Origin of the sequence: Mesorhizobium sp. C372A (assembly GCF_030323245.1) — a bacterium.
Classification (GTDB): domain Bacteria; phylum Pseudomonadota; class Alphaproteobacteria; order Rhizobiales; family Rhizobiaceae; genus Mesorhizobium.
This window is the reverse complement of sequence record NZ_CP100475.1, coordinates 818,597-834,947: the sequence shown is the minus strand read 5'-3', so window position 1 is coordinate 834,947 and position 16,351 is coordinate 818,597. Positions and strand designations below refer to the sequence as shown.

Genomic DNA, 16,351 nt, shown 5'->3' with positions numbered 1-16,351 from the left:
GTGCCAAACGATTTTGCGCGCTACATCAATCATCCCGCTCTTCGCAATGTCCATGCAACTTGGCAGCCGCAAACAGCGCCTCGTCGAAATGCGGGCCGGGCGAATCGCCCGCATCAGCAATGAGGCCACCATGCTGCAAACGATGCCTTGTCTTTCCTACGGCCTGGACGCTTGCGCGCTCCGACCTGGAAGCGGACCCGGCTGGCCGGACATTCCGCAACTTTCCGCCGGCGACGGTGTATAAGGTGTCCAGGATCAAGAACCTCAAAACTTATGACTGGCGCTTCGCATGACTGATCCACTGTCGGCGATCCTGGGCTTCGGCCTGCTCGGTGTCGGCTGTCTCGCCTTCACAGAAAAGATCCTGCCGCTGCCGCCCTCGCATGTGCTGCTGCTGTTCCTCGGCATGACGGCAGCCCCCGATCTCCCGGCGCTCGCTATCCTGCTCCTGGTGACGACGCTGTCCGCCATCACAGGCTGCCTTGTCTGGTATAGTGTGGGCCGTAGGATTGGATTGGATCGTGCCGACAGGCTGGTCGAGCGGTTCGGCAAATATGTCTGCCTGCGCTATGCGACCTACAGCAAGCTTGGTCAGGCCTATCGCCGCCATCATGTCCGGGTCTCCTTGCTGGCGCAGTTCATCCCGACGGTTCGCAACTATCTGCCGATCGCGGCCGGCGCGCTCCGTCTTCCACTCTTGCCCTTCGCGGCGGCGACGCTGCTCGGCGCCACGCTATGGAACACCGGCTTCCTCGTCACCGGCTACCTTATGCGCGGCAGCGGCCGGGATTCCTATGCCATCGGCTTTCGCATCATCGTCATCGTTTTGGCGCTGGAGACGGCGTTTATGCTCGCGCTGCGCTACGGTTCAGCCTGCCGGCGGCGCCTCGGATTCCGCTGACCAGGAGGCGCCTCAAGCCGTATGGGTATAAGGCCCGCCTTCGGCTTTCCTTCCCCGTCGCGCCGGTGTTTAGTCCGGCCATGGCTTTCACCATCCGCCAGTTGCAGTTCTTCATTGCCGTCGCCGAGCAAGGCACGGTGTCGGGCGCCGCACAAAACCTCTCCATCTCGCAATCCTCGGTCACCGAGGCGATCAAGGAGCTGGAGAGCGATCTCGGCGTCGAATTGTTCGAGCGCCATCCACGTGGCCTCAACATTACTCACAAAGGCCACCAGTTCCTGCGCCATGCGACCAAGATCCTGGCCGACGTCTCCGACGCGCGCCGCGCTTTTTCCGACGACCAGGTGGTGGCCGGCGGGCGGCTGCAGCTCGGCGTCACCTCGCTGGTCGCGGGCTATGTGCTGTCCGATCTGCTGGCGCGCTACCGCCGCGCCTATCCCGGCATTGATGTCTCGGCTATCGAGGACAATGGCGACTATCTCGAACATCTGCTGATCGGCGGCAAGCTCGACATTGCCGTCATGGTCACCTCTAACCTGCGCGACCGCACTGCCCTACAGTCGGAAATCCTTGAGGTCTCGGCCTACCGGCTGTGGGTCCCGCTCGGCCACAAGCTGGCCAGCGCCGACATTATCGGCATAGGCGACATTGCCGGCGAGCCGCTGATCATGCTGACCGTCGACGAGATCGAGGAGAACACCGGCAAGCTTCTGGCGGCGATCGGCGCCAGGCCGCATGTCGCCTTTCGCACCCGCTCGGTCGAAGCCGTTCGCAGCCTCGTCGCCACAGGAGCGGGCGTGGCGTTGCTGCCCGACCTAGTCTACCGGCCGTGGTCGCTGGAAGGCGACCGCATCGAATCGCGCGACATTTCGGGTTCCCTGCCGGTCGTCCAGGTCGGCATGGTCTGGCGCCGCGGCTCCGGTCTGCCGCAGGCGTCGCGCGACTTCATCGGCCTTGCCCAGTCGCAGCGTATGGTACGCCAGCAGCGTTGATACGGTGTGTGGTTGTCTATCGGAAAAACCGATATCGCGTTTCTGATAAATGAATTTGCGAAACCGGAATTTTCCGAGCACTTTTCATGTCAGGGACGAAAGCCGCCATCAGAGCGGCAACGTGGCATCGGATGAACTGACGCTTTTCAGCCTGCGGCTGACTGCGGCGGCGACTCGCTTCGCAGTCAGGCGCCAAAATGGGAGATTGACGATGTACTCATTTCTGAAGACGTGCACCGCCTTGACGGTCGCGCTAACCTTTTCCGGTCAGGCTGTCGCCCAGGTCAAGGAGCTCGGCAAGGGCGAAGGCGAGGTCAGCATCGTTGCCTGGCCGGGCTACATCGAGCGCGGCGAAACCGACAAGGGCTATGACTGGGTGACCTCCTTCGAGAAGGAGAGCGGCTGCAAGGTCAACGTCAAGACCGCCAACACCTCCGACGAGATGGTCTCGCTCATGAATGAGGGCGGCTTCGATCTGGTCACCGCTTCGGGTGACGCATCGCTGCGCCTCGTTGCCGGCAAGCGCGTGCAGCCGATCAACACCGATCTCATCCCGAGCTGGAAGGCGGTAGACGACCGTCTGAAGGATGCGCCCTGGTTCACCGTCGACAAGGTGCATTACGGCGTTCCCTATCAGTGGGGCCCGAACATCCTGATGTACAACACCGATGTCTTCAAGGAAGCGCCCAAGAGCTGGAACGTCGTCTTCGAGGAAATGAACCTGCCGGACGGCAAGTCCAACAAGGGCCGCGTCCAGGCCTATGACGGGCCGATCCACATCGCCGACGCCGCCAACTATTTGATGTTCCACAAGCCGGAACTCGGCATCAAGGACCCGTACGAACTGAACGAAGACCAGTACAAGGCAGCGCTCGAGCTGCTGCGTGTTCAGCGGACGCTGGTCGGCCGCTACTGGCATGACGCCGCCATCCAGGTCGACGACTTCCAGAACGAAGGCGTCGTCGCTTCCGGTTCGTGGCCTTACCAGGTCAACACGCTGGTTGCCGCCAAGAAGCCGGTCGCCTCGACCGTGCCGGAAGAAGGCGTCACCGGCTGGGCCGACACCACCATGATGGAGGCCGACGCCGCGCATCCCAACTGCGCCTATATGTGGCTTGAGCATTCGCTGTCGCCCAAGGTGCAAGGCGATGTCTCGGCCTGGTTCGGCTCGCTCCCCGTGGTGCCCGCTGCCTGCAAGGGCAACGAGCTGCTCGGCGAGGAAGGCTGCAAGACCAACGGCTACGAGAACTTCGACAAGATCAAGTTCTGGAAGACGCCGGTCTCGAAGTGCGCCACCCAGAACGACCAGTGCGTGCCCTACTACCGCTGGGTGTCCGACTATATCGGCGTCATCGGCGGGCGGTGAGCTCCCTTAACCCTCCCCCTTGTGGGGAGGGTCGACGCGCAGCGTCGGGGTGGGGGCAACGCTGACGTCCGGTGCTAGTCACCCCACCCGCGGCTTCGCCGCGACCTCCCCCATCGAGGGGGAGGTGAAGTGCCGTGCCCGCTGGCCTGATTGGTGGCGGCAAGAGCTATTTCGACGAACACAAACCGGCAACAGACGGACAGCCCATGACATCGGCCGTTTCCTTCCAGAAAGTCTCTCGCCATTTCGGCAGCGTGCGCGCTGTCGATGCGGTCGATCTCGATATCGTGCCCGGCGAGTTCTTCGCCATGCTCGGTCCGTCGGGGTCCGGCAAGACGACCTGCCTGCGCCTCATCGCCGGCTTCGAGCAGCCGACCTCGGGCTCGATCTCGATCTTCGGCGACCGCGCCGAGGGCATGCCGCCCTATCGTCGCAACGTCAACACCGTGTTCCAGGACTACGCGCTGTTCCCGCATCTGAACGTGCTGGACAATGTCGCCTACGGGCTGATGGTCAAGGGCGTCGCCAAGCCGCAGCGGCAGAAGGCGGCGGAAGAGGCGCTGTCATTGGTGCGGCTTCCAGGCTATGGCGCCCGCCGTCCCGGCCAGCTCTCCGGCGGCCAGCGCCAGCGCGTGGCGCTGGCCCGTGCGCTGGTCAACCAGCCCAAGGTGCTTCTGCTCGACGAGCCGCTCGGCGCGCTCGATCTCAAACTGCGCGAGAACATGCAGGAAGAGCTGAAGTCGCTGCAGAAGGCGCTCGGCATCACCTTCGTCTTCGTCACCCACGACCAGGGCGAAGCGCTGTCGATGGCCGACCGCGTCGCCGTCTTCAATGACGGCAAGATCATGCAGATCGGCACGCCGGAAGACATCTACCAGCGGCCGAAGACCCGCTTCGTCGCCGATTTCGTCGGCTCCTCCAATGTGTTGCCGCCGGATTTCGTCCAGCGTTATTCCGGCCAGGACCGCTGGGGCAGCTTGCGCCCCGAATCGATCCGCATCGGCAGCATTGCGAAAGGCGAAGGGGTTGCCGCGCGCCTGGTCGGAACCAACTATCTCGGCGCCACGACCAGGCTGGCGCTCGACGCCGACGGCTTGAGGCTGCACGCCATCGTGCCGGCCGGGACAAAGCTGCCGGCGGAAGGCGAAGCGGTGGTGCTGACGTTCAACCGCGAGCATTTGCATTTGATGGACGAGCCGGCATGATTGAGGTTTGCGCCAAGCACCCCCCTCTGTCCTGCCGGACATCTCCCCCTCAAGCGGGGAGATTGGCTGTTCCTCCCGGTTTCGCCAATCTTCAACCTTGGGGATTTGGCGAGGCAGCGAAACTGCTGATCTCCCCCCTTGAGGGGGAGATGTCCGGCAGGACAGAGGGGGGTGTGAAGGAACCCGGCTTCTCAGGGTTCCTTCAGCACGCGGTCTCCCCATGACCATCGCCGCGCTCAACTCAACCTCCGCCCCCGCCATCCTGCCCGGCAGCGGCGGCGTGCGCGGTGCGCTGTCCGACCTGTTCTGGCGCAAGCCGCAACTGCTGCTGTTCCTCATGTTGGCGCCGCCGGTGCTGTGGCTCGGCGTCGTCTATATCGGTTCGCTGTTCGCGCTCTTGGCACAGAGTTTCTTCTCGATCGACGAATTTTCCGGCCTCATCAACCATGAGTTCACGCTGAAGACCTATGGCGACCTGTTCCAGCCCGCCAATCTCGACATCATCCTGCGCACGGTGACGATGGCGGTGCTGGTCACGCTGGCCTCCGCCGCCATCGCCTTCCCGATCGCCTATTATGCGGCGCGCTATGCCCGGGGCCGCTGGAAGGCGCTGTTTTATCTCGGAATCATGCTGCCGCTGTGGTCGAGTTATCTGGTGAAAATCTACGCCTGGAAGTTGATCCTCGCCAAGGAAGGCATTCTGACCTGGCTGCTGGCCAAATTGCATCTGCTCTGGGTGCTCGACGGCTGGCTGTCGCTGCCGGTCGTCGGCGGCAACTCGCTGTCGGTCTCCGCCACCGGCACCTTCATCGCCTTCGTCTATGTCTGGCTGCCGTTCATGATCCTGCCGGTGCAGGCGGCATTGGAGCGCGTGCCCGGCAATCTGGTCGAGGCGTCCTCCGATCTCGGCGCATCGCCGGGCCAGACCTTCCGCAACGTGCTGTTCCCGCTGGCGCTGCCCGGCATCGTCGCCGGCTCGATCTTCACCTTCTCGCTGACGCTGGGCGACTACATCATCCCGCAGATCATCGGCACGTCGCGGCTGTTTATCGGCCAGGCCGTCTATTCGCAGCAGGGCACCGCCGGCAACATCCCGCTCGCCGCCGCCTTCACCGTCGTGCCCATCGTCATCATGGGTTTCTATCTCTGGGGCGCCAAGCGCATGGGGGCCTTCGATGCGCTCTGACGGTTCGCAATCCGCCCCGCTCGGCCTCAAGATCGCAGCCGCTTGCGGCCTGCTCTTCCTGCACCTGCCGATCCTGCTGATCTTCGTCTATGCCTTCACCACGGAAGAGAAGAGCTTCGTCTGGCCGCCGCCGGGGCTGACCACACAATGGTTCGCCGTCACCTGGAACCGGCCGGATGTCTGGCAGGCGCTGTCGCTTTCGGTCCGCGTCGCCGCAATCTCGACCGCGATTGCCTTGATACTGGGCACGCTGTGCGCCGCCGCCGTGTCACGGACGAAATTCTTCGGCCGCGAGACGATCTCACTGCTCGTCATCCTGCCGATCGCGCTGCCCGGCATCATCACCGGCATCGCGTTGCGCTCGGCCTTCTCGCTAGCCGACATCCCGTTCTCGTTCTGGACGATCGTGCTCGGCCACGCCACCTTCTGCGTTGTCGTCGTCTACAACAATGCGGTCGCCCGTTTCCGCCGCACTTCCGGCTCAATGATCGAGGCCTCGATGGATCTCGGCGCCGACGGCTTCCAGACCTTCCGGCACGTCGTGCTGCCCAACATCGCCACCGCTCTGCTTGCCGGGGGGATGCTCGCCTTCGCGCTGTCCTTCGACGAGGTCATCGTCACCACCTTCACCGCCGGCCAGCAGCAGACCGTGCCGATCTGGATGCTGGAAGAGCTGATCCGCCCACGCCAGCGTCCGGTCACCAATGTCGTCGCCATGGTCGTGGTGCTGGTGACGCTGCTGCCCATCCTTGCCGCCTATTACCTGACCCGCGACGGCGACCAGATCGCCGGTTCGGGCAAATGAAGAACAGCGAATAGGGAGTAGCGAATAGCGAATAGGGGAGATTGCACGACCAGCCCTATTCGCTACTCGCTATTCGCTACTCGCTCCTGACCGAGGAGAACCTGCATGGACACCCAGATGCTGATCGGCTCGAGCTTCGAGAACGGCACCGAGACCGAGGAGCCGATTCTGAATCCAAAGACCGGGGCGACCATTCTCAACCTGCCTGAAGCCAGCCAGGCGCAGATCGAGGCGGCTGTTACTGCCGCCGAGCGAGCGTTCGTCTTGTGGTCACGCACAACGCCGGCGCAGCGCTCCGGCTATCTCCTCAAGATCGCCGACCGCATCGAGGCCAACGCGCGGGAGTTCGCGGCGCTCGAGGCGCTGAATTGCGGCAAGCCGATCAACGCCGTGCTCAATGACGAAATCCCGGCGATCGTCGACTGCTATCGCTTCTTTGCCGGCGCGGTACGTTCGATGCCGGGCGTGGTCGCCGGCGAATATCTGCCCGGCCACACCTCGATGGTGCGGCGCGACCCGATCGGCATCGTCGCTTCCATCGCGCCGTGGAACTATCCACTGATGATGATGGCCTGGAAGCTGGCGCCGGCCATTGCCGGCGGCAACACCGTCGTCTTCAAGCCGTCGGAGCAGACGCCGCTGACGGCGCTGAAGCTGGCCAGGATCCTGGCCGAGGTGCTGCCCGAGGGCGTCGTCAATGTCGTGCTCGGCCGCGGCGACAGCGTCGGCAACACGCTGATCAATCACGCCAAGGTCAACATGATTTCGATCACCGGCGACGTCGCCACGGGCAAGAAGGTGCTGCAGGCCGCCGCCAAGTCGGTCAAGCGCACGCATCTGGAACTCGGCGGCAAGGCGCCGGTCATCGTTTTCGACGATGCCGACCTCGGCGCCGTGGTCAACGGCCTGCGCGCTTTCGGCTACTACAATGCCGGGCAGGATTGTACAGCCGCCTGCCGCATCTATGCCGGCAAGAAGATCTACGACAAGCTCGTCGCCGATCTCTCATCTGCCGTCTCGACCATCAAATACAACCAGCCCGACGACACCGAAAACGAGATCGGGCCGCTGATCTCGCGCCGCCAGCGCGATCGCGTGTCGAGCTTCGTCGAGCGCGCTTCGGAACTGAAGCACATCGAGATCACCACCGGCGGCAAGCCGGGCGAAGGCTCCGGCTTCTATTACCAGCCGACGGTGGTTGCCGGCGCGCTGCAGGAAGACGAGATCGTGCGCCGCGAAGTGTTCGGTCCGGTCGTCTCCATCACCCGCTTCTCCGAAGTCGATGAAGCCGTGAACTGGGCCAATGACAGCGACTACGGCCTGGCATCCTCGGTGTGGACCAAGAACGTCTCGCGCGCCATGGCGACGGCCGCCCGTCTGCAATATGGCTGCACCTGGATCAACACCCATTTCATGCTGACCAACGAGATGCCGCATGGCGGGTTGAAGCAGTCCGGCTACGGCAAGGACATGTCTCTCTATGCGCTGGAGGATTATACCGCCGTTCGTCATGTGATGGTGGCGCATGGGTAGAGGCCGCCACTATCTCTAAAATATTCGCCACCGCGTTTTCTGTATATTAATCGTGAGTTACTTTTGCGGTACGGCGGGAGTTCACGATTTACTGAATATTCAACCTGAACGAGCAGCCTCTTGCCGGGAAACCGCGCGGCGAGGGGTTTGCGCATGAACACGACCAAGATCAAGCTGGTACTCATTGCCGGCTTCTGTCTGCTGATCGCTGTGTTCGGCGGCAAGGACATGATCAAGAAGAGCGGCTGGCCCGAGGCGCCTGCTGAAATCCTCGCGGTCAATGTCGAATGCGACATGGAATCGACCACCCACAAGATTGTCTACAAGACCGTCAGCACCGCCACGATCCCGTGCGAACTGGTGGATGCGTTCAAGACGGTCCATGCTGACAAAGAGTGGAAGGTGACCCAGAAATTCACCGGCACCTTGCGCGTCGGCACCGGCGCCGACGCCGTCGAGGCCACGATGGAGCTGAACAAGAACGGTGCCCGCGAACCGCAGGTCGGCGACAAGCTCACCGTCGTCCAGAACCCCGCCAACCCCACCCAGATCGAACGCACCGGCATGACCGGCACCCGTTTGACGATCGTCATTGGGGCTGGACTGCTCGGCGCGTTGCTTCTCTATCTTGCTTTCAAACCCCGCCGGCGGATGTCGACCTCCGCCGTGGCGGGCAACCCTGCCGGAGATGCCGGCGCGGACCAGCGCGCGCGCCAGGCCGACGCCTTGATAGCGGCGGCCCTGGCCAAGCAGGCCACATTGCCCAATCAGCCGGCACGTGTCGCGGCTGCCGGATTGGCCAGGGAAGGGCGGTTTTCCGGGCAGCGGACGAGTTTCGGCCGCCGCAACTGATGGCCGAAAACTGCTGCACCTGCCACGGCTACTCCACGATGCGGTAGATGTTCCAAAGGCTGGTGCCTGAAACGACGTAGGGCTCCATCTCCTTGCCCCATTTGGCGTGCGCGTCGATCTTGCCGATCCTGGCGAAGAATCCCTCCAACTGGGCAAGGCTTTCGACCTGATGATGCGATTCGACCGTCGCTTCCCGAGCTCCGATCGAACCGGTCATGATCTGGAATTCGAGATCGGCAATGCCGACCTGAGAGCCGATCTCGCGTTCCCATTTCTTCAACAGGTCGAGTACGGTCTGCTTGTGCCCGAACTTGGCGTCGATCTGCCATCTGGCGCTGAACATTTTTGTCTCCTCCAGTTTTGCGGCCCAAACCGCGGTTGATCTTTCCGCGGTGGAACTACTCGTCCCAGGCCTGCACGACGGTCTGTCGTGCAATCCGCCCATTCTTCAGCTCCAGCATCGCCGCGCAGAACACTTTCGTTCCGTCCGGATAGGCGCAGGCCTGGGTGAAGGCGAGATTGTCGCCATCGGCGATGGTGGTGTCGACCTTGTGGGTCATCGCCCGGCTGCAGATGTCGTCCCAGAAGGTGCTGATCGCCGCCCGGCCGCGGATCTCGCGCGGCTTGCTCGGCGGATTGTTGCGGTCGATCACCCGCACCAGTGCGTCGTCGGCATAGAAGCTAGCGAGCATCCTGCCTTCCCGTCCTTCGATCGCTTTCTTGATCGCCGCGCCGTCCACGCTCTGCGTCTTGGTCAGCATCTTTTCCTCCATGGCCCGTTGATCGGGCGGTTGAATGATCACAAGCAATGCCCGGCGCACCGCCCGGCATTTTCTTTCACTGCGACTTGGCTTTGACGGCTGCGAACACACCGTCGGTCTGTTGTTTGAAGGTCGCGAAATCGACCTGGCTGCCGTTGAGCATCGTCGACCAGTGGCGCACGATGGCCGCCATCGCGATCGCCTCCTTGATCTCCTCATCGGTCGCGCCATTGAGCTTGGCGGCCTCGGTGTGGAAATAGATGCAGTACTGGCAGGGGATCTGCGAGGCGACGGCCAGCCCCAGCAGTTCCTTGGTCTTGCCGTCTAGCGCGGTCTTGGGGTTGAGCTGCACGCCCTTGATCTCGGCCCAGGCGCCGGCAACCGCGACATCGGGCAGCGTCTTGAACATGTCCGGCACCGAGCCGAGCGTCGCCTCGATGTCCTTGTAGGCGGCGGCCGCCGAGGCATCCTCGGCCCTGGCGGGAGCGATCGTGAACAGCGCGCCAACGCCTGCCGCTATCACCAGCGATTTGATCGACCTGTTTGACTTCAGCATTGCATCCTCCATCCGCAGTGCCTTTCCCGGCGACATCCGCCTGGCCTGCATGGAGAGAATTGGTACGCCTCGACCCCACCTGGCCGCTTCGCCCGAAAGCGCCATGGTCCCTATGGCCCGTCCGGGCCAGCCTGCCTGGCGGAAAATGCCGCTGCCGCCGCCCGTGACGGCAAATCGAGCTTCAGCAATATGTTGGCGACATGACGCTTGACCGTATGCTCGCTGAGCCTCAGCTCGGCGGCGATCGCGGCATTGCTCTTGCCGTCGGCGATCAGGATCACCACCTCGCTTTCGCGCGCCGTCAGTTGAGCCGGCTCGGCGGGTTTCGCCTTGGGGCGGCAGGCCGGCTCCAGGTGCTGTTCCGACGTCGCCTGGACCAGCGCCAGCGGCTCGTCCAGCTCATCCACCGTGACACGCCCGGCATCGATGAAATACAGGCCGGACCCCGCCGCCAGATCGGCGGCCAGCCGCGACGCCAGAATGTCGCCGCGCCCGGCATGGGCGGCGATCTGCATCGTCACCCGTGCCATCAGCCCCACCGGCGGCCCGCGCATTTCGACCTCGCCGACATGGGCGCCCTGGGCGCTTGCAATGCCCATATGTTGCGCCGCATCGCGCAGTGCCGCCGCGCAGCGTATGGCCCGCGCCGGCCCGTCGAAGCGCGAGATCATCAATTCGCCATGGATGCCGGCAACGCGTCCGCCATGACGGCCGACCAGCTGCCGCCAGCTCTCCTGGAAGCGCTCGCTGCGTTCGCTCCACATGCGGTCGCCAACCCTCGCCGTGTCGTAGATGCGTGTCGCCAGAAGAGCGGCAAGCACGCGCTCCACTTCGGCCACGGCACGCTCGCCGGTCAGGAACTCCTCGATCAGGTCGGCCACCCGGTCGACATCGCCGGTCCAGATCGGGTGGTCGCGCCCGGGGACCTCGACCAGTCGCGCATTCGAGATGTTTTTCGCCAGAAAGCGGCTGGCTCCGGGGTCGACCCGCGCGTCGTTGCGGCGATGGATGAGCAGGGTCGGTGCGCCGATCGCCGAAAGCACGCCGCGCACGTCGATCCCGGCATTCATTCGGGCAAGAGCGGCCGCTGCCGTAGGACTGGCCGACAGCCGCTCGAAGCGGGCCCACCACTGGGTGAAATGCGCATCATCTACCCGGCCGGGAGCGAAGTTGGGCAGTGTGGCGCCCGTGCCCCATTCCGTGCCGGCCGTCGCGATGAAGGCCTCGAGGCGCTCCGGCGACATCACCCATTTGTGGAAATGCGCATAACCGCCATAGAGCGCCAGCGCTCGTGTCCGTTCCGGATAGGTGGCGGCAAACAACATTGCCATCGGCGCGCCTTCCGAAGCGCCGAGCAAGGCCGCGCGGCCGCTGCCGGTGGCATCCATCACCGCGCGCACATCGTCCATGCGGGTTTCGAGGCTGGGCAGGTGGCGTGGGTCGACGCGGTCGGACAGGCCGGTGCCGCGCTTGTCGAACAGGATCAGCCGCGAGAACGCCGAGAGCCGTTTCAAGAGCCTGGCGTAGCCCTCGTCTTCCCAATGCAGGTCGAGATTGGAGATGAAGCCGGGCACGAAAACCAGGTCGAACGATCCCTGGCCGACCACCTGATAGGCGATCCGCACGTCGCCGCTGAGGGCATATCGCGTCTCGATCGGCCTCACGTTGCTATCCCGCCCGGCCAGACGATTTCTGATCGCCGACCATAGCAGACGCCCGGCGGATGCGGCAGCCAAACTTTAGAAGACAGGAATATAGCCCGCGGCGAACCGTGTTCGCCCGCCATTTCTGGGGGAGGCTATTTCTGGGGAGCGGCTCTCTCTGCACCCGTGGGTTGGACGTAGCCGATGCTCACATCGGCCTGCTCCTCGGTCTTCGGCCGCTTGATCCTGGCCGAGGCCACGACGACGAGTTCGTCAAAACCTTCGCCGCCACTGTCCAGCATCTCGAAGAACTGCCGGCGCATCCTGGGCTCCCAGAACTTGTTGATGTGCTCGGCCACGCCCGCCACACCTTCCTCGCGGGGCCTTGAATGGAAGAAGGCGGCGATCTGGTTGGCCATGCGCACCAGCTTTTCCCCGGTGCTCGTGATGTGTTCTTCGTCATGCGACATGCTGGGCAACTCCCAAGACCACCCGTTCCGGGTGGGTGAAAACATCGAAATCGTCGCCGCGCACCAGCGCCACCAGCGTCATGCCGGCCTCTTCGGCGGTGCGGATGGCAAGGGCTGTCGGCGCCGACACGGCGATGATGAAGGCGGAGCCGATCGCCGCCGTTTTCTGCACCATCTCCACCGAGACGCGTGATGTCACCACCACCGCGCCCGATGCACTGTCAATGCCGGCCTTGGCCAGCGCGCCGGCCAGTTTGTCCAGCGCATTGTGCCGGCCGACATCCTCGCGCGCCATGACGATGCCTTTGCCGGGGATGTAGAAGCCCGCTGCATGAACTGCACCGGTTTCCGAATGCAGCGGCTGCACCTTCGACAAAAGCTTGACCGAGCGAACGATGTCGTCAGCTTCAAGCGTAAGCTTGGACGCACCAACCTTGTCGACCGAGCGCATCGCTTCCTCGATCGATTCGATGCCGCATAGCCCACAGCCGACCGGACCGGCCAATCGCCTGCGTCGCGCCTCGAAGCGCGTATTGGCCTGGTCCTTCAACCGGATCTGGATATCGATCCCGGCGCCATGGTCCTCGACCTCGATCGCCTCTATCTCGTCAGGCAACGCGATGATGCCTTCGGTCAGCGAGAAGCCGAGCGCAAAATCCTCGAAATCGGCGGGGCTCGCCATCATCACCGCATGTGTGGTGCCGGCAAACGAGAACGCCACCGGCGTCTCCTCCGGCACCATGCGGTTGGCCGATGTCGTGCCGCTGGCGCGGTGGGCAAGGCGAGAGATTTGGGTGGTGGCTTGGCGTTTTCGGGTCACGAGGCGCGCCCCTCTGCCCTGTTCGTCCTTAGCAGTAGCTGTGGAGGCTCGCGCCTTTCCTCTCCCCCGTCGACCGGGGGAGAGGTGTCAAGCGAAGCTTGACGGAGTGGGGGTCGACTGCTCGCCAGATAGGCCGGTTTGCCTGCTCTTTGGGTTGTGCCCGACTTTCGACGGCTGCGTGTTGCGGGGCCGGCTTCCCCCACTCCGTCGCCGCTTCGCGGCGCCACCTCTCCCCCCTCCGGAGGGAGAAGAAAGGCGCCAGGCGGCTTAAGCTCTCCTTCCTGACGGAGTGGGGGTCGACCAACCGTCAAGATTGAAGCTCTTATTGTCGAACGCCGTGGCAAGACTACTCCGCCGCCTGTAGCGGAGCGATGCGGCGGCTCTGCTCGGCCTGCTCGTTATAGTCGCGCTGCCAGTCCGAAGGTCCGTTCGACGCGCCGACCTGCACTGCGGTTACCTTGTACTCTGGACAATTGGTCGCCCAGTCGGAGAAGTCGGTGGTGATGACGTTGGCCTGCGTGTCCGGATGGTGGAAGGTGGTGTAGACCACGCCCGGCGACACCCGGTCGGTGATCAGCGCACGCAGCGTCGTCTCGCCCGAACGGCTGGTCAGCCGCACCCAGTCGCCATCGCGCAGGCCGCGGTTCTCGGCGTCGTGCGGATGGATCTCCAACCGATCTTCCGAGTGCCACATGACGTTTTCGGTGCGCCTTGTCTGTGCACCGACATTGTACTGGCTGAGAATGCGGCCGGTGGTCAGCAGCAACGGGAAACGCGGCCCGGTCCGCTCGTCGGTCGCGACATATTCAGTGCGGATGAACTTGCCCTTGCCACGCACGAAGCCATCCATATGCATGATCGGTGTGCCGAGCGGCGCCTTCTCGTTGCAGGGCCATTGCACGGATCCGACACGGTCGAGCAGCTCGAAGGACACGCCGGCGAAGCTCGGCGTCGTTTTTGCAACCTCGTCCATGATCTCGGAGGGATGCTGATAGTTCCAGTCCAGCCCGATCGCACGGGCAAGCTCCTGTGTCGCTTCCCAGTCGGCGTAGCGCGCCTTCGGCTCCAGAACCTTGCGCACCATGTTGATGCGGCGCTCGGCATTGGTGAAAGTGCCGTCCTTCTCCAGGAAGGTCGAGCCCGGCAGGAAGACATGCGCGTAGTTGGCGGTCTCGTTGAGGAACAGGTCGTGCACGACCACGCATTCCATCGCCGCCAGGCCGGCCGCGACATGCTTGGTATCAGGGTCCGACTGCAGGATGTCCTCGCCCTGGATGTAGATGCCCTTGAAGGAGCCGTCGACGGCGGCATCCAGCATGTTGGGGATGCGCAGGCCCGGTTCGTCGTCGAGCTTCACCCCCCACAACGTCTCATAGATGTCGCGCACCGCCTCGCCGGAGATGTGGCGGTAGCCCGGCAGTTCATGCGGGAACGAGCCCATGTCGCAGGAACCCTGCACGTTGTTCTGGCCGCGCAGCGGGTTCACGCCGACGCCGGGACGGCCGATATTGCCCGTCGCCATGGCAAGGTTGGCGATAGCCATAACCGTGGTCGAACCCTGGCTGTGTTCGGTGACGCCAAGGCCATAATAAATCGCGCCATTGCCGCCCTTGGCATAGAGCCGCGCAGCACCTCGGATCAGTTCGGGATCGACGCCGGACAGCTTGCCCACGATTTCGGGGCTGTTTTCCGGCAAGGCGACGAAAGAAGCCCAATCCTGGAACTCCGCCCAGTCGCAGCGATCGCGGATGAAGGCTTCGTCGAAAAGCCCTTCGGTAACGATGACATGCGCCAGCGCCGTCAGCACCGCCACGTTGGTGCCGGGCTTCAGCGGCAGGTGATAGTCGGCCTCGATATGCGCCGACTTGACCATTTCGGTGCGGCGCGGATCGAGCACGATCAGCTTGGCGCCCTGGCGCAGCCGCTTTTTCAGCCGCGAGGCGAACACCGGGTGCGCGGAAGCCGGATTGGCGCCGATGATGACGGCGACATCGGTGAAATCGACGGAATCGAAATCCTGCGTGCCGGCCGAGGTGCCATAGGTCTGGCCGAGGCCGTAGCCGGTCGGCGAGTGGCAGACGCGCGCGCAAGTGTCGACATTGTTGTTGCGGAAGCCTTGGCGCACCAGCTTCTGGACGAGATAGGTCTCTTCATTCGTGCAGCGCGAGGACGTGATACCGCCGATCGAGGTGCGGCCGTATTGATACTGGATACGGCGGAATTCCTTGGCCGTATGGGCGATGGCCTCTTCCCAACTCACCTCGCGCCAGGGATCGCTGACCTTTTCCCGGATCATAGGCGACAGGATGCGGTCCTTGTGGGTGGCATAGCCATAGGCGAAACGGCCCTTCACGCAGGAGTGGCCGTGGTTCGCCTTGCCGTCCTTGTAGGGCATCATGCGAATGACTTCGTCGTCCTTCACTTCGGCCTTGAACGAGCAGCCGACGCCGCAATAGGCGCAGGTGGTGACAGCGGAACGCTCGGGCATGCCTTTCTCAAGCACGGTCTTTTCACGCAGCGCATCGGTCGGACAGGCCTGCACGCAGGCGCCGCAGGACACGCATTCGGAGGCGATGAAATCCTCGTGCATGCCGGCGACCATGCGCGATTCGAAACCGCGGCCCTCGATCGTCAGCGCGAAGGTGCCCTGCACCTCCTCGCAGGCCCGCACGCAGCGCGAGCAGACGATACATTGCGCCGGATCATAGGTGAAATAGGGGTTGGACTCGTCGCGGGCGATGTAGTCGACCGCCAGCGAGCCATGGCCGGGCGCGACGCCGTTTTCCTGCTTGACGTGGTTGCGGCCCTCAATGCCGAAGCGGTTCTCGGTCAGGCCGACCGATTTCGCCACAACGTCGAACTCGCTGGCGCCGGTGCCGGCCTTCTCGTTCCAGCCGGTAGGGTGGTCGGAGACGTAAAGCTCCATGACACCGCGGCGGATGGCGTCGAGCCGCTCGGATTGCGTGCGCACCACCATGCCTTCGCCGACGGGGGTCGTGCAGGATGCCGGCGTGCCGCCGCGCCCGTCGATCTCGACCAGGCAGACGCGGCAGGAGCCGAACGAGTCCAGCATGTCCGTGGCGCAGAGTTTTGGGATCTCGACCCCGCCTTCCATCGCCGCGCGCATGATCGACGTACCCTCCGGCACGCTGATGCTGCGGCCGTCGACGATCAGCGTAACCTGCTTTTGCGCCTTCGATTCCGGGGTTCCGTAATCGAGTTCTTCGATGAGTGTCGGGAAGTCGGCCTTGATATTCATCT

At 63.7% G+C, this 16,351-nt stretch carries 15 protein-coding genes; 8 read left to right on the top strand and 7 right to left on the bottom strand.

Annotation, left to right across the window (positions count from 1 at the left end; translation table 11 throughout):
• Positions 1-289: 289 nt before the first annotated feature.
• The 8 genes from NLY42_RS03800 (at position 290) to NLY42_RS03765 (ending at position 8,840) form a co-directional block, all read left to right on the top strand.
• Positions 290-901 carry a DedA family protein gene (locus NLY42_RS03800; RefSeq protein WP_023755747.1) on the top strand — a complete coding sequence of 204 codons (612 nt, stop codon included), beginning with the start codon at positions 290-292 and terminating at the stop codon, positions 899-901.
• An 80-nt stretch (positions 902-981) separates the two neighbouring features.
• Positions 982-1,893 carry a LysR family transcriptional regulator gene (locus NLY42_RS03795; protein WP_023715588.1) on the top strand — a complete coding sequence of 304 codons (912 nt, stop codon included), beginning with the start codon at positions 982-984 and terminating at the stop codon, positions 1,891-1,893.
• Positions 1,894-2,104: 211 nt separating this feature from the next.
• Positions 2,105-3,259, top strand: a complete 1,155-nt coding sequence (locus NLY42_RS03790) for an ABC transporter substrate-binding protein (protein WP_031244882.1) — start codon at positions 2,105-2,107, stop codon at positions 3,257-3,259.
• A gap of 206 nt (positions 3,260-3,465) precedes the next feature.
• Positions 3,466-4,464, top strand: a complete 999-nt coding sequence (locus NLY42_RS03785; protein WP_023755749.1) for an ABC transporter ATP-binding protein — start codon at positions 3,466-3,468, stop codon at positions 4,462-4,464.
• A gap of 220 nt (positions 4,465-4,684) precedes the next feature.
• A complete protein-coding gene (locus NLY42_RS03780) occupies positions 4,685-5,650 on the top strand; it encodes an ABC transporter permease (RefSeq protein ID WP_023692630.1) in 966 nt (321 codons plus the stop codon).
• Complete coding sequence (locus tag NLY42_RS03775) at positions 5,640-6,455, top strand: ABC transporter permease (RefSeq protein WP_023673416.1); 816 nt, start codon at positions 5,640-5,642, stop codon at positions 6,453-6,455. Before NLY42_RS03780 ends, NLY42_RS03775 begins: the two co-directional genes overlap by 11 nt.
• Positions 6,456-6,560: 105 nt before the next feature.
• Complete coding sequence (locus tag NLY42_RS03770; RefSeq protein ID WP_023692629.1) at positions 6,561-7,988, top strand: gamma-aminobutyraldehyde dehydrogenase; 1,428 nt, start codon at positions 6,561-6,563, stop codon at positions 7,986-7,988.
• Between the two features lie 153 nt (positions 7,989-8,141).
• Positions 8,142-8,840, top strand: coding sequence for a DUF3592 domain-containing protein (locus tag NLY42_RS03765; RefSeq protein WP_023755750.1), 699 nt, complete (start codon positions 8,142-8,144; stop codon positions 8,838-8,840).
• 28 nt (positions 8,841-8,868) lie between these two features.
• Here the strand turns inward: NLY42_RS03765 and NLY42_RS03760 are convergent, their stop codons facing one another.
• The 7 genes from NLY42_RS03760 to fdhF form a co-directional block, all read right to left on the bottom strand.
• The gene (locus NLY42_RS03760; protein WP_286489065.1) at positions 8,869-9,183 is read right to left on the bottom strand and encodes a hypothetical protein; all 315 of its coding nucleotides are present in this window, start codon (positions 9,181-9,183) and stop codon (positions 8,869-8,871) included.
• Positions 9,184-9,238: 55 nt separating this feature from the next.
• Positions 9,239-9,601 (bottom strand): nuclear transport factor 2 family protein, encoded by a 363-nt coding sequence (locus NLY42_RS03755; RefSeq protein ID WP_031244880.1) that lies wholly within the window; start codon positions 9,599-9,601, stop codon positions 9,239-9,241.
• 76 nt (positions 9,602-9,677) lie between these two features.
• Positions 9,678-10,157, bottom strand: coding sequence for a carboxymuconolactone decarboxylase family protein (locus NLY42_RS03750; protein WP_023688798.1), 480 nt, complete (start codon positions 10,155-10,157; stop codon positions 9,678-9,680).
• A gap of 110 nt (positions 10,158-10,267) precedes the next feature.
• The gene (locus tag NLY42_RS03745) at positions 10,268-11,821 is read right to left on the bottom strand and encodes an alpha/beta fold hydrolase (protein ID WP_023755753.1); all 1,554 of its coding nucleotides are present in this window, start codon (positions 11,819-11,821) and stop codon (positions 10,268-10,270) included.
• A 134-nt stretch (positions 11,822-11,955) separates the two neighbouring features.
• On the bottom strand, positions 11,956-12,270 hold the full coding sequence (locus tag NLY42_RS03740) for a formate dehydrogenase subunit delta (RefSeq protein ID WP_023755754.1): 315 nt from the start codon (positions 12,268-12,270) through the stop codon (positions 11,956-11,958).
• On the bottom strand, positions 12,260-13,090 hold the full coding sequence (gene fdhD / locus NLY42_RS03735) for a formate dehydrogenase accessory sulfurtransferase FdhD (RefSeq protein ID WP_031244879.1): 831 nt from the start codon (positions 13,088-13,090) through the stop codon (positions 12,260-12,262). The genes NLY42_RS03740 and fdhD overlap by 11 nt, the downstream gene beginning before the upstream one ends.
• Before the next feature lie 346 nt (positions 13,091-13,436).
• The gene (fdhF, locus tag NLY42_RS03730) at positions 13,437-16,349 is read right to left on the bottom strand and encodes a formate dehydrogenase subunit alpha (RefSeq protein WP_023755756.1); all 2,913 of its coding nucleotides are present in this window, start codon (positions 16,347-16,349) and stop codon (positions 13,437-13,439) included.
• Positions 16,350-16,351 lie beyond the last annotated feature (2 nt).